Origin of the sequence: Phenylobacterium sp. Root1290 (assembly GCF_001425305.1) — a bacterium.
In the GTDB taxonomy this organism is placed as follows: domain Bacteria; phylum Pseudomonadota; class Alphaproteobacteria; order Caulobacterales; family Caulobacteraceae; genus Phenylobacterium.
The window spans coordinates 1,324,622-1,336,722 of record NZ_LMEE01000001.1 but is presented as its reverse complement, the minus strand read 5'-3'; the positions used below and the strand labels follow the sequence as shown (position 1 = coordinate 1,336,722).

Sequence of the window (12,101 nt, the reverse complement as noted above, 5' to 3'; positions counted from 1 at the left end):
TTAGGCGGGCTGCAGGAAGACGTAGCGCTGGTGGACGTCGGCCAGCGACCAGTCGGTCTGCACGATCTTCCAGTCGGGATAGTTGGCGGCCAGGAAGTCGAGGGTCATCGAGGTGTCGCCATAGGTGGCCTCTCCCTCGACGGTGTCGCGCAGGTGCGGGACGTAGGCGAAGCCTTCCTTGGCGTGCAGCGCCTGCAGGCGCTTGGCGTCGGCGGCGTATTGCGGATCGGCCTCCCAGTATTCCGGCGCACGGATGGTGATCGCCAGCAGACCGTCGTCGGCGATGTGCTTGCGCATCGCCGAGAGCGCCGCGTCGGTCGCCGAGCGCGAGGTGTGGGTGAACACCGAGAAAGCGAACATCACGTCGATGCCCTTTTCCGGAGCCGGCAGGCTCTTGGGCAGGTAATCCGACTGCGCCAGGTTGCCGAGCATTCCCGCCTCGCGGCAGAAGTCGATCGCCACGTCCCACGGATCGACCGACCACAGGTTCGCCGGGTCGGTATAGTAGTACATCATTCGCGTGATCCGGCCGTAGCCGCAGCCATAGTCGAGGATCTTGGCGTCGGAGAGCGAGCGGTTGCGCAGGGCGGCGTAGTTGTAGGCCAGGGCGCGCACGAAGCTGGCCGTCTGCTTCAGCAGGTCCTCGCCGGCGTTGCCGGTGAAGTTGCGCTGGGTCTCGTCGCTGGCCATACGCGGCAGCAGCTTGGAGAGGGCGGGCAGGTCCTTGCGCGGCAGGCTGATCATCAGCAGGCCAAAGGCGTCGAGCGACAGCTCCTTGCGCAGGCCCGCCAGGATCGTCTCGACCGATGCGCCCTTGGCGGCTTGTTTCTCGAGGGCTGCGATTACGCGGGCGTTGTCGGACAACATCTCGGAATCTCTTCGACTGATGAGCGGCGCGACGGACTTGCCGCGGCCCCGGGAGGTAGCGCGAGCCGGGCTGCGGCGTAAAGACCGCGCCGGCCGCCGCGACGATACGGTTAAGGACGGCGAAAGGCTCTGGCCCTAACCTCGCGCCGTTACGGGGGTGCGGGTATGGCGGTCGCGATCCTGCAGGCGCGGATGAGTTCGTCGCGGCTGCCAGGCAAGGTGATGAAGCCGCTGGCGGGGCGGCCGATGGTCGAGCGCCAGATCGAGCGCCTGCGCCGCAGCGCGACCCTGTCGCGCCTGATTGTCGCGACCAGCGACGACGCCAGCGACGACGGGCTGGCGAGCTTCCTCCAGAGCATCGAGATCGAGGTCCATCGCGGCCCGCTGGCCGACGTGCTGGGCCGCTATGTCGGGGCGATCGAGGCCCTGGGCGTGAGCGGCCAAGTCGTGCGCCTGACCGCCGACTGTCCGCTGGCCGACGCCGGCGTCATCGACGATTGCGTGCGGCTGCAGGCCAGTCTCGCGGTCGACTACTGCTCCAACGGCCGCAATCGGACCTATCCGCGGGGCCTGGACGTCGAGGTGTTCGATGCGGCGGGGCTGCTGATCGCGGGACGCGAAACGCAAGATCCCTATGACCGCGAGCACGTGACGCCGTTCCTCTATCGCAATCCCGAGCGCTTCACCCAGGGCGAGCTGGTCCAGGCCAATGACGAGAGCGCGCTGCGCTGGACCGTCGATACGCCCGAGGACTTCGCCTTCGTCAAGAAGGTCTATGCGGCGCTCTATCCGACCAAGCCAGACTTCACGTCCGACGACATCCGGGCGCTGCCTTTCTCCCATTTCGAACCTGAGCTTTAGGAGCCTCCCATGACTGGCGCCACCGCCGACCCGAAGTCCGCCTGGGCGGGAGATTTCGGCGCCGAATATACCGAGCGCAACGTCGCCTCCGACGAGGCGCTGCGCGCGCGCACCTTCATGTGGGGCCGCTTCGCCCAGGCCTTCGCGGGCGATCCGCCCAAGACCATCCTGGAGGTCGGCTGCAACCTTGGCCTCAACCTGCGGGTCATGCCGCGGCTGCTGGGGGCCGAACTGTCGGCTATCGAACCGAACGCCACGGCGCGGGCGCGGGTGCTGGCCGACGGCATCCTGCCCGCCGAGCGGCTGTACGAAGGCTTCGGCGACAAGATCCCGTTGGCCGACGGTGCGGTGGAGATGGCCTTCACCACGGGCGTGCTGATCCATGTGGATCCTTCGCGGCTGCCAGCGACGATGGACGAGATTCACCGGGTGTCGTCGAAGTACGTGCTGTGCGCCGAGTACTTCTCGCCGCGGCCCGAGACGCTGAGCTATCGCGGCCACGAGGGCCTGCTGTTCAAGAACGACTTCGGCGGCCTCTACATGGACCGCTTCCCGGACCTGCAGCTGGTGGACTACGGCTTCTTCTGGAAGCGCGCGACGGGCCTGGACGATGCGACCTGGTGGCTGTTCCGGAAGGGCTAGCCTTAGAGAGCGGTGTCATCCCGGTTTCGGCGCAGCCGAAGACCGGAATGACACGGTGGTGGGTCGATTGGCCCGCCGCCTACTCCACCATCGTCCAGTCCAGCGGCGCGCCGCGGGGCAGGGCGCGGGTCGCCTTGCGGCCCAGGATTTCCGGCAGGTGCTTGGGCGGCAGGCCGAAGCCGGGGCGGATCGAGCGAACGTTGGCGGGGGTAAGTTCCTCGCCCGCGGCGACCTCGGCGACCACATAGAGCGAGCGGCGGTGGTCGCGGCTGGAGGCCTCGGACGGGGCCTCGTCGTAGCGCACCGAGCCGAGCGCCAGCCAGGCGTCGCGGCACTCCACCACAAGCCTTTCCAGCTCGGCCGGCTCCAGCGAGAAGTCGGAGTCGACCCCGCCCTCGGCGCGGCTGAGGGTGAAGTGCTTTTCGATGAAGCAGGCGCCGAGCGCCACCGCCGCCACCGAGGCGGTGACGCCCATGGTGTGGTCGGAGAGACCGGTGACGACGCCGTGCTGGGCGGCCAGATGCGGCAGGGTCAGCAGGTTCATGTCCGACGGCGGGGTCGGATAGCCGCTGTTGCAGTGGAGCACGATGATCTCGCTGGCTCCGGCGCCCCGCGCGGCGGCCACCGCCTCGGCGATCTCGGCCGGTGAGGCGAGGCCCGTCGACATGATCAGCGGCTTGCCGGTGCGCGCGCAAAGCTCGATGAGCGGGATGTCCACCAGCTCGAACGAGGCGATCTTGTAGGCTGGCGCGCCCAGGCTCTCGAGCAGATCCACGGCGGTCGGATCGAAAGGCGAGGAGAAGACGGTGATGCCGATCTCCCGGGCATGGGCGAACAGCCGCGCGTGCCAGTCCCAGGGGGTGTGGGCTTCCTCATAGAGGTCGTAGAGCCGCCGTCCGTCCCAGAGGCCTCCGTGGACCGTGAAGCCGGGGCCGTCATGGTCGATGGTGATGGTGTCGGCGGTGTAGGTCTGCAGCTTCACCGCATCGGCGCCGGCCGCCTTGGCTGCGTCGATCAGGGCCAGGGCGCGCTCGATCTCGCCGTTATGGTTCCCGGACATCTCGGCCACGATGTAGGGCGGATGACCGGGCCCGATCTTGCGGCCGGCGATGCTGACGATGGGTTGGCTCACGCGGCGCCTCCAGGTTCGAGATGCGCCAGCAGCGGGGCGATCTCCACGAAACTTGCGACCTCGGCGTCGGGCGGGAAATCGCCGTGGCCCTGGGTCGCGTACTTGCCGGTCCGCACCCGCACCGAGCGGCAGCCGACGGCGGCGGCGGCGGCCATGTCGTGGCCGGGATTGTCGCCGATCACCACGGCCTGGGCCGGGAAGGCGTCGAGCCGGCGCAGCGCCTCAAGATAGCAGGCCGGATCGGGCTTGGGCGCCTCGTGCTCCCAGCAGAGCAGCACCTCGTCGACCAGATCGGCGACGCCGAGCGCCTCGACCTTGCGCGACTGCATCAGCGCCAAGCCGTCAGTAACGATGGCCAGCCGATAGGACTTGGCGAGCGCGGCGAGGGTGTCGGCGACGCCGGGCCACAGGCCGATCTGCGGGCGGTGGTCGCGATAGACGCCGACCAGTTCGGCGATCAGCGCCGGGGTGGCCGGCAGGCCCGCCTGGGCCAGCACGACGTCGAAGGTGCGGCCGCGGCCATGGGCGTCGAGCTCGGCCTCCATGCCGGCGGCGAGCGCGGCCTCGTCAAGGCGCGGGTGTCGCCGCGCGAGGTCGGCGGCGACGGCCCGAAAGCCGGACAGCACGTAGGTCCGCTCGTCGTAGAGCGTGTCGTCCAGGTCGATGAGCAGGGTGGAGATCACAGGCCGGCCAGCTCCGCGTCGGTGACGATGCGGTCCTGGGCGTAGCGCAGCATGGTCAGGCCATAGACGATCGGGCGGGGGCGGGCGGCCTCGGCGTCCTGGCCGCGCACCATCTGCAGGATGCGTTCGGGCGAGGCGAGGCCCGCGTGGATCGAGAGGTTCGAGGCGCCGCCAAAGCGCGGATTGATCTCGATGAATCGCGTGCCCGCTTCGTCGTGGAAGGCCTGCACGACATTGTGCCCGACGAGGCCCAGGGCGGCGCAGAGCTTCAGCGCCCGGTCGGCCAGGGCCGGAATGTCCTCGGTGCGCGACTTGGTCGCCTCGCCGCCTTGGACCTGCAGCCGGCGGCGCGCCACCGCCTGAAGCGGCGCCCCGTCCAGGCTCATCAGCACATCGATGGTGAACTCCGGGCCGCTGTCGAAGGCCTGGACCAGCAGGTCCTCGCCAGTCGGCATGTCGGCGGGACCGTCGACCCGGCGGGCGCCGCGGCCGCCGGCGCCGTCCACCGGGCGCACGAAGACCGGGAAGCGGTCGGGGGTCTCGCCGGGCGCGAAGGTCCGGGGCGTTTGCAGGCCCAGGTCCTGACAGGCCTGGCTGAAGCGGCGTTTGTCGCGGCAGACGGCCAGGGCGTCCTGCGAGGGCGCCAGGACGGTGACGCCTTGCGCGGCGAGGCGCTCGCGGGCCGACGAGAGCATGGCCAGTTCGCCGTCGCGGGTCGGAACAACCAGGCCGACGGCGTGCTGGGCGCAGGACCGGGCAAGTGCTTCCACGAAGCTCGGGTCGTCGCTGCGCGGCAGGATCAGCGCCTGGTCGGCGGCGAACAGGGCGGCGTTGTCGCGGGCGAGGTCCGCGGCCAGCACCCGCCCGCCCAGCGGATGGGCGGCGGCCTGGAACGCCTGGATCAGAAGGACCTTGGCGGCGGCGCTGAGGATGAGGACGTTCATCGCCGCCCGCCGATCCCGCGCCTAGACCGGCCGGGCGTAGGCGGTCTGATTGCGGCCGACGCCGGCCCGCGCGCAGCCGCGCCGGAACTCGATCACCGCGTCCAGAGACCGCTCGCGCCAGAGGCCCATCTCGAAGGCGACGCGGGTGAAGTGGCAGTTCCGCCCCTTGCTGCGGTCACGCATGTAGCCGGTGTCCGGATTGAGCAGGAAGATGTCGATGGGGAATTCGCCCAGGTGCTCGACCACTTCCCAGCCGTTGGCGGCCAGGGCGCGGGGCAGGGTGTCGGTGTTGAAGTAGTTGAGGTGGTCGGGGGCGGCGAGCCAGAACTCCGGATCGGCCAGCTCGCGCTTGACGATCTGGTCCTGCAGCCAGGAGCCGTCGTTGGGCACGGCGACGCGCAGCAGGCCGCCCGGCGCGACGATGGCGCGCAGCCGCTGCAGCAGGCCCATCGGGTCGATGACGTGTTCCAGGACGTTGTTGCAGATCACCAGATCGTAGACCTCGCTCTTGGCGATCTCCTCGTCGAGCAGGGCGAAGGCGTCGCCCAGCATCAGGTGCTCGGCCAGGTGCGGATGAAACTCGCGGACGCCGTCGTCGGTGAAGTCCAGGCCCTTGGCCTGCCAGCCGCGCTTCAAAAAGTAGTCGAGGGTGAAGCCCTCGCCGACGCCGACCTCGAGCAGGCGGCCGGGCGCGCGGCCCCAGACCTGCTCGGTCTCGGCGGGCTGCAGCAGCTTGTGCTCGAGTTCTTCGGCCGTGTAGCCGTGGGCGTAGGGCGTGCGCCCGTCGGTCGCGCCGAAGTACTTGTCGCGATAATAGGCGGCGAGCTCGTCCGGGGTCGGGCGAGGTTCGATCTCGAAATAGCCCTCGGGCCGTTCGACAAGTTTGAGGCTCAAGGCGGCGCTCCCAATTCGACGCGTCATCTGCCCCTGAGCGTAGTTAAGGCTCCGTCAATCTGGGTGCGGCGAGGGGTCGCCCCCTCGCCTCGACCGCGATCAGAACCGGGTCTTCAGCTCGACGCCGATGGTGCGCGGGTCGTTCACGAAGCCGGTCAGGTTGTTGAAGTCGATGCCGCCTTCCAGGCTCTCGTCGTCGGTGATGTTGCGGGCGAACACCGCCGCGTCCCACTTGCCGTCGTCGGTGGCGTAGCCCAGGCGCAGGCCGCCTTCGAGCAGCTTGTCGTCCGTGAATTCGACCGAGCGGTAGAGGAAGAAGTTGATCTTCGAGCGGTAGGCCCAGTCCGTGTAGGCGTAGAACTCGCCGTCGCGGAACGGGATGGCGTAGCGGGCGGTGATGTTGGCGATCCAGCGCGGGGCGTTGGGCAGGCTGTTGCCGTCGACCAGCACCGTGCCGGGCAGACCGGCAGGGTCGAGCACGGTGCAGGGCGCGCCGCACGGCTGAATGGCCAGGGCCGAATCCTTGATTTCGGTGTGGCTGTAGGACAGGCCCGCGGTCAGCAGCAGATGCGCGATCGGGTTGGCTTCGCCGTTGAACTCGAAGCCGTAGCCCTCGGCGTTCTGGGCGTTGACCAGGCGGTTGAAGTTGGCGCCGCCGCCGACGGCGGTCAGCTGCATGTCGTCGACCTTGTAGTAGTAGACCGATGCGTCGACACGGGCCCGGCGGTCGAACAGGTCGGCCTTGAAGCCGGCCTCGTAGGACATCAGGGTCTCGGTGTCGGCGACCGAGATGGTCGAGCCGAACAGCAGCCGGCCCTGGATCGATGGGGCGCGGTAGCCCTTGGCGATGCGGGCGTAGAGGTTGACGTCGTCGTTCACCGCATAGGTGGCGCTGAGGTTGAAGCTGACGTCGTCGCTTTCCGGATCGGCGGCCAGGATCGCGGTCGGCGGCAGGCCGATCGGCGACAGCGTCTGCTGGGCGATGAACTCCTTCTTGTCGTTGGAGTAGCGGATGCCGCCGCCGACGGTCAGCTGGTCGGTCAGCTGGTAGTCGGCGTTGGCGAATAGCGCCCAGGCCTTGGTCTTCTGATGCTGGTAGGCGAAGCCGTTGCGGGCGCCATTGGCCAGGGTGTCGAAGTTGATGCTGTCGATCTTCAGATCTTCGAAGAAGTAGAAGGCGCCGACCGTGTAGTTCACCCCGGCGTAGTCGCCGGCCAGCCGGACTTCCTGGCTCCACTGGGCGTGATAGGGCACGCCGTCGGCGCTCTCGGCCGTGAACGGGATCAGGCCCGGGCCCGAGGGCGGGGCGAAGACCGCGCCGAAGCCGCCGTCGACGTCGCCGCGCGAATAGGCGGTCACGTGTTCGTAGGCGGTGATCGAGGTCAGGGTCGGACCTTCCTCGCCAAAATCGTAGGTCAGCTTCACGTTGGCGCCAGAGCCTTCCATGGTCTGGCCGGTGCGCGGCTGGGCGTCCTGGTAGATCTTCTCGCGGTCGAAGCCGGGGACGAAGTCGTTGGTCCCCTGCTGGATGATGTTGGCGCGGAAGATCTGCGGCGACCCGTCGAGCTTGGTGTAGTGCAGGTTCAAGAGGGCGCTGAACGCCTCGGTCGGCGTGAACAGAAGCTGGCCGCGGAAGGCGCTCTGGTCGTAGCCGCCGGTGACGTCGTCCCTGCCGGTGAAGCCGTTATCGATCCAGTCGTCGCGGTGCATGTAGATGCCCGACAGGCGTCCGGCGAGCACGCCGTCGATGATCGGGCCGGACACCGCGCCCTGCAGGTTGATGGTGCCGAAGGTGGCGTAGGAGGCCTGGGCGTAGCCGCCGAAGGTCTGGGTCGGCTTGGCCGAGTCGAACTTCAGGACGCCGGCGGGCGTATTGCGTCCGAACAGGGTGCCTTGCGGGCCGCGCAGGGCCTCGACCTGCTCGATGTCGAACAGCGGGAAGCTCTTCAGCACCGGGTTCTCCATCACCACCTCGTCGTAGACGAAGGAGACCGGTTGCGAGGCGTTGAAGTCGAAATCGGTGTTGCCGAGCCCGCGGATGTAGGGCCGCGGGAAGATGCGGGCGTAGCTGGATTCCAGCGTCACGTTGGGGATGCGGGCCGAGAACACCCGGATGTCGCCGCCGGAAGACTGGAGCACCTCGAGCTTTTCGGCCGAGATGGCGGTCACCGAGACCGGCACGTCATTGAGGTTTTCCGAGCGCTTCTGGGCGGTGACGACGACTTCGCCCAGTTCGGTGTCCTGGGCGAGGGCCTGGGCCGGCGCGAAGACGGCCAGGCCGGCGGCGGTGGCCAGCGCTGCGTGCGCGGCCTTGTTCAAGAAACGCGTACGCATGGTCATTGGCTGGGTCCCCCAAGCAGCGATTGTGCTGCGTTTTAGGGGGCTTAGGAGAGTCGCGAAAGCGTAACCCAAGCGTCATCGATACGACACGCCGCGTCTGTGGCGCCGACGCCTCGCATTGTGGCTGCGGCGCCTAGATGCCGGTCGCCATGGCGGCGGCGTCCTGCGCCGCCTTGACCGGGCGGCGGCGTGGCGGGGTCTCGGCCGGCGCGCTCCAGAGCACGCGCAGCGCCTTGGGCAGGTTGGCCCGCACCTTGTCGACCTGGCCGGGCGCCAGATGGCGCGACAGCACGTGGCAGACCGCCTCGATGGCGCGGCGCGGATCGATGCTCTTGGCGTCGGTCAACCACTCGCCGACCTCGTCGACGAACTCGTCCAGGCTGCTGCAGCGGCTGGGCTGCCTGGCCGGCTGGTACTGGTCGTAATAGACGCCGCGGATCAGCAGCGGAAGTTGCGAGCCGAGGTGGGCCGAGAGGTCCACCGGCAGGCGGTCGCGAAGCTTGTGCAGGACGACGCTGAGGACTTTCCAGGCCGCGTGCCGATCGACCTCCAGCTCTTCGGACAGCTCCTTGAGCCAGGCGTTGGTCGTGTGCAGGGTCCTGTCGAAGACGTCCAGGCCGTTGACGCTCATGGCTGCCTCCTTCGGTGGCGGACGATCAGCCAACCGTCCGCCGCCGATGGATGTTCCAGCCTGCGCGCGTTCGTGATCCGCGCTAGCGCGAGGTGGTCTCCAGCCCCGCCAACGTCCCGTTTTCGCGCCAGTCTTCCAGGATCTTCACGAAAGCGATCGGTCCCTTGCCGTAGGGCCCGTTGCGCGCGGCCAGGGCCGAGGGTTGGCCCTCGTTGTTGTAGTAGCCGGGGGTGCATTCCTCGGCGAACTTGGCGCGCTGCAGGGCCGAGGAGACGATCGTCTCGACCCACTCGTCCTCGGCCGCCTGCGAGGCCTCGACCACGGTGACGCCGCGCTCGGCGCAGGTCTGGAGGATGTAGCCGATGTGCTTGGCCTGCTCGTTGAGCATGTGCGGGTAGTTCACCGTGAAGCCCGACTGGGTGTTGCTCATGATGAAGCAGTTCGGGAAGGCGCGGCTGTGCATGCCGTGCAGCGTGGCGACGCCGTCGGCCCACTTTTCAGTCAGGGTGACGCCGCCGCGTCCGACCACTTCGTAACCGGCGCGGCGGGCGTAGGAGGTGCCGACCTCGAAGCCGGTCGCGAAGATCAGGCAGTCGAGCTCGTACTCCACGCCGCCGGCCACCACGCCCTTTTCGGTGATCGCCTCGACGCCGCGGCCTTGCGTATCGACCAGCGTAACGTTCGGGCGATTGAAGGTGTCCAGATACTCGTCGTGGAAACAGGGGCGCTTGCAGAACTGATTGTAGTATGGCTTCAGGGCCTCGGCGGTGGCTTGGTCGTGGATCACCGAATCCACGCGGCCGCGGATCTGCTCCATCTTCTGGAAGTCGGCCAGCTGCACCAGTTCGCCTGGGTCCTGCACGCCGGCCGCGGCGTTGCGGTTGCGCGCGATCATGCCGAGGTTGCGGATGATGTCGGTCCAGCCGTCGTTGACCAGGTCCTCCTGCGCGAAGCCGCCGGTGACCAGGGTGTTGAAGTTGTCCATCCGCGCTTGCTGCCAGCCCGGGGCCAGGCTGCCGGCCCACGCAGGATCGGTCGGGCGGTTGTTGCGCACGTCGATCGACGAGGGCGTGCGCTGGAAGACGTAGAGGTGGCGGGCGCCCGCGCCGAGGTGCGGCACGCACTGCACTGCCGTGGCGCCGGTGCCGATGATCCCGACGCGCTTGCCGGCCAGGCCGGTCAGGCCGCCGTTCGAATCTCCGCCGGTGTAGTCATAGTCCCAGCGGCTGGTGTGGAAGGTGTGGCCCTTGAAGGTGTCGACGCCTGGGATCCCGGGCAGCTTGGGCCGGTGCAGCGGACCGTTGGCCATGGTCACGAACCGGGCCTTCATGGCGTCGCCGCGGTTGGTGGTGATGATCCAGCGGCCTGAGGCGTCGTCCCAGGTCATGCCGGTGACCTCGGTCTGCAGGCAGGCGTTGGAATAGAGGTCGTACTGCTGGGCGATCGCGCGGCTGTGGGCCAAGATCTCCGGCGCGCGCGTGTACTTCTCGACCGGCATGTAGCCGGTCTCTTCCAACAGCGGCAGGTAGACGTAGCTTTCGACGTCGCAGGCCGCGCCGGGGTAGCGATTCCAGTACCAGGTGCCGCCGAAGTCGCCGCCCTTTTCGATGACGCGCAGATCCTTGACGCCGGCTTCGCGCAGGCGCGCGGCGGCCAGCAGCCCGCCAAAGCCGCCGCCGATCACGACCACCTCGACCTCGTCGGTCAGCGGCGCGCGGGCGTAGCCCGGCTCGACATAGGGGTCGTCCAGGTAGCGGGCGAAGTCGCCAGCGATCTCGACATACTGCTCGTTGCCGTCGGCGCGCAGGCGTTTGTCGCGCTCGGCACGGTATTTCTCACGCAGTTTTTCAGGGTCGAAGCCCAGTCCCGTGGTCGCTGCGTCCGCGATTTCCGCTGAATCCGCCATCGATACCTCCCGAAACATACCGCTTTATCCAAATTGGGTTCCCCTCGCGGAAGGCAATGGGAAAGCGTCGGTGACAGGCGGCGCTGGAAAGATGATGTTGTGCGCCACCTGATGGCGTTTCAGTTGGCGGATGAAGACGAGTGTCGGCCCTCACCATTGCTTCGGCCTGGATCAACGCGGTGCTCGACGGGTTGGTGCGCGAGGGCCTGGACCGCGCAGCGCTGACCCATGGCCTGCGCGGCGTCGTCGAGGGCCGGGCGCCCGACGCCGGACAGATCGAGGTCAGCCTGGCCCGGCGGATCTGGCGGCGGGCGCGGGCGCTGAGCGAGGATCCGTTGCTGGGGTTGAAGGTCGGGACGCGGCTGCCGATCCAGGCCGCCAACGTGGTCAGCGTGGTGCGCGCGCACAGCCAGACCTTCGAGGAGTCGCTGCGGCACATGGCGCGCTACCAGGTGCTGCTCAGCGACAGCGGCCGCTTTGTCGCGACCGCGCGGGCGGGCGGGCTGCGGCTGACCTACGAGCCGAGCAAGGCGGCGGTCGCCATCGATCCGCTGCAGATCGACTCGGTGGTGGCCGCGGCGGCGGGACGCCGGCCGCATCCGACGCTGGTGCAACTCGTCGGGCGCGCCGAAGCCGATCCCGCGCCGTTCGCCGCCCTGCTCGGCTGCCCGGTTCGGATGGGGGCGGCGCAGGCGACCATCGACTTCGACGCCTCGGCCCTGGCCATGCCGGTGCCCGGCGCCGATCCGGCCCTACGCGACATCAATCTGGCCTATGCGGAGTCGCTCCTGGCCGGGCGGCGGCAGATGGACGGACTTTGCCAGAACGTGCGGGCGGCGATCGGCAAGCTGGGGCCGGGAACGGCCGACGTGCCCTCGGTCGCCGCGGAGGTCGGCTGCTCGCCGCGCACGCTGCAACGGCGGCTGGCGCAGGCGGGCAGCAGCTTCAAGGCCCTGCTGGAAGGCTATCGGATGGAAGAGGCGCTGATCCTGCTGGTCGAGTCCCAGGCCAGCATCGGCCAGATCAGCCGCTTGCTGGGCTACTCCGACGCCAGCGCCTTCTCCCGCGCGGTCTCGCATTGGTGGGGCGCCTCGCCCCGGGCGTTGCGACAGGCGCAGGGCGCGGCCCCGCTGCGCTGAGCGATTGTGGTGACGTCGAGCCACGCTTCTGGGTTGCGGCGCGCTCCGATCGGGGGTGAAGT

At 68.7% G+C, this 12,101-nt stretch carries 11 protein-coding genes; 3 read left to right on the top strand and 8 right to left on the bottom strand.

The annotated features are described in order from the left end of the window. The gene (locus ASC79_RS06490; RefSeq protein WP_056024482.1) at positions 1-867 is read right to left on the bottom strand and encodes a bifunctional 2-polyprenyl-6-hydroxyphenol methylase/3-demethylubiquinol 3-O-methyltransferase UbiG; all 867 of its coding nucleotides are present in this window, start codon (positions 865-867) and stop codon (positions 1-3) included. A 165-nt stretch (positions 868-1,032) separates the two neighbouring features. Between ASC79_RS06490 and ASC79_RS06485 the strand changes: the two genes are divergently transcribed. Both ASC79_RS06485 and ASC79_RS06480 read left to right on the top strand, forming a co-directional pair. Then, positions 1,033-1,728: a cytidylyltransferase domain-containing protein gene (locus tag ASC79_RS06485; protein ID WP_056024485.1), complete on the top strand. Its 696-nt coding sequence runs from the start codon at positions 1,033-1,035 to the stop codon at positions 1,726-1,728. 9 nt (positions 1,729-1,737) lie between these two features. After that, positions 1,738-2,370 carry a pseudaminic acid biosynthesis-associated methylase gene (locus tag ASC79_RS06480; protein WP_056024488.1) on the top strand — a complete coding sequence of 211 codons (633 nt, stop codon included), beginning with the start codon at positions 1,738-1,740 and terminating at the stop codon, positions 2,368-2,370. Between the two features lie 79 nt (positions 2,371-2,449). Here the strand turns inward: ASC79_RS06480 and pseI are convergent, their stop codons facing one another. From pseI to ASC79_RS06445, 7 genes are all read right to left on the bottom strand, one after another. After that, on the bottom strand, positions 2,450-3,502 hold the full coding sequence (gene pseI, locus ASC79_RS06475) for a pseudaminic acid synthase (protein WP_056024491.1): 1,053 nt from the start codon (positions 3,500-3,502) through the stop codon (positions 2,450-2,452). Further along, positions 3,499-4,185, bottom strand: a complete 687-nt coding sequence (locus tag ASC79_RS06470; RefSeq protein ID WP_056024494.1) for an HAD family hydrolase — start codon at positions 4,183-4,185, stop codon at positions 3,499-3,501. The genes pseI and ASC79_RS06470 overlap by 4 nt, the downstream gene beginning before the upstream one ends. Next, positions 4,182-5,129, bottom strand: coding sequence for an ATP-grasp domain-containing protein (locus ASC79_RS06465; protein WP_056024500.1), 948 nt, complete (start codon positions 5,127-5,129; stop codon positions 4,182-4,184). The genes ASC79_RS06470 and ASC79_RS06465 overlap by 4 nt, the downstream gene beginning before the upstream one ends. 21 nt (positions 5,130-5,150) lie before the next feature. Then, the gene (locus ASC79_RS06460) at positions 5,151-6,023 is read right to left on the bottom strand and encodes a bifunctional 2-polyprenyl-6-hydroxyphenol methylase/3-demethylubiquinol 3-O-methyltransferase UbiG (protein WP_056024503.1); all 873 of its coding nucleotides are present in this window, start codon (positions 6,021-6,023) and stop codon (positions 5,151-5,153) included. Positions 6,024-6,122: 99 nt separating this feature from the next. Next, the gene (locus ASC79_RS06455) at positions 6,123-8,357 is read right to left on the bottom strand and encodes a TonB-dependent receptor (RefSeq protein WP_056025135.1); all 2,235 of its coding nucleotides are present in this window, start codon (positions 8,355-8,357) and stop codon (positions 6,123-6,125) included. A 139-nt stretch (positions 8,358-8,496) separates the two neighbouring features. Beyond that, on the bottom strand, positions 8,497-8,994 hold the full coding sequence (locus tag ASC79_RS06450; RefSeq protein WP_082531955.1) for a DUF2267 domain-containing protein: 498 nt from the start codon (positions 8,992-8,994) through the stop codon (positions 8,497-8,499). 82 nt (positions 8,995-9,076) lie between these two features. After that, the gene (locus ASC79_RS06445) at positions 9,077-10,900 is read right to left on the bottom strand and encodes an NAD(P)/FAD-dependent oxidoreductase (protein WP_082531954.1); all 1,824 of its coding nucleotides are present in this window, start codon (positions 10,898-10,900) and stop codon (positions 9,077-9,079) included. A 140-nt stretch (positions 10,901-11,040) separates the two neighbouring features. Here ASC79_RS06445 and ASC79_RS06440 point away from each other — a divergent pair, with 140 nt between their 5' ends. Continuing rightward, on the top strand, positions 11,041-12,039 hold the full coding sequence (locus tag ASC79_RS06440) for an AraC family transcriptional regulator (protein WP_056024506.1): 999 nt from the start codon (positions 11,041-11,043) through the stop codon (positions 12,037-12,039). The last annotated feature ends 62 nt before the right edge of the window (positions 12,040-12,101 follow it).

What these genes read in the sequence shown, in the direction of transcription:
- ASC79_RS06490 (WP_056024482.1), bottom strand. Translation starts at nt 867, where the DNA reads ATGTTGTCCGACAACGCCCGCGTAATCGCAGCCCTCGAGAAACAAGCC.
- ASC79_RS06485 (WP_056024485.1), top strand. Translation starts at nt 1,033, where the DNA reads ATGGCGGTCGCGATCCTGCAGGCGCGGATGAGTTCGTCGCGGCTGCCA.
- ASC79_RS06480 (WP_056024488.1), top strand. Translation starts at nt 1,738, where the DNA reads ATGACTGGCGCCACCGCCGACCCGAAGTCCGCCTGGGCGGGAGATTTC.
- ASC79_RS06465 (WP_056024500.1), bottom strand. Translation starts at nt 5,129, where the DNA reads ATGAACGTCCTCATCCTCAGCGCCGCCGCCAAGGTCCTTCTGATCCAG.
- ASC79_RS06455 (WP_056025135.1), bottom strand. Translation starts at nt 8,357, where the DNA reads ATGCGTACGCGTTTCTTGAACAAGGCCGCGCACGCAGCGCTGGCCACC.
- ASC79_RS06450 (WP_082531955.1), bottom strand. Translation starts at nt 8,994, where the DNA reads ATGAGCGTCAACGGCCTGGACGTCTTCGACAGGACCCTGCACACGACC.
- ASC79_RS06445 (WP_082531954.1), bottom strand. Translation starts at nt 10,900, where the DNA reads ATGGCGGATTCAGCGGAAATCGCGGACGCAGCGACCACGGGACTGGGC.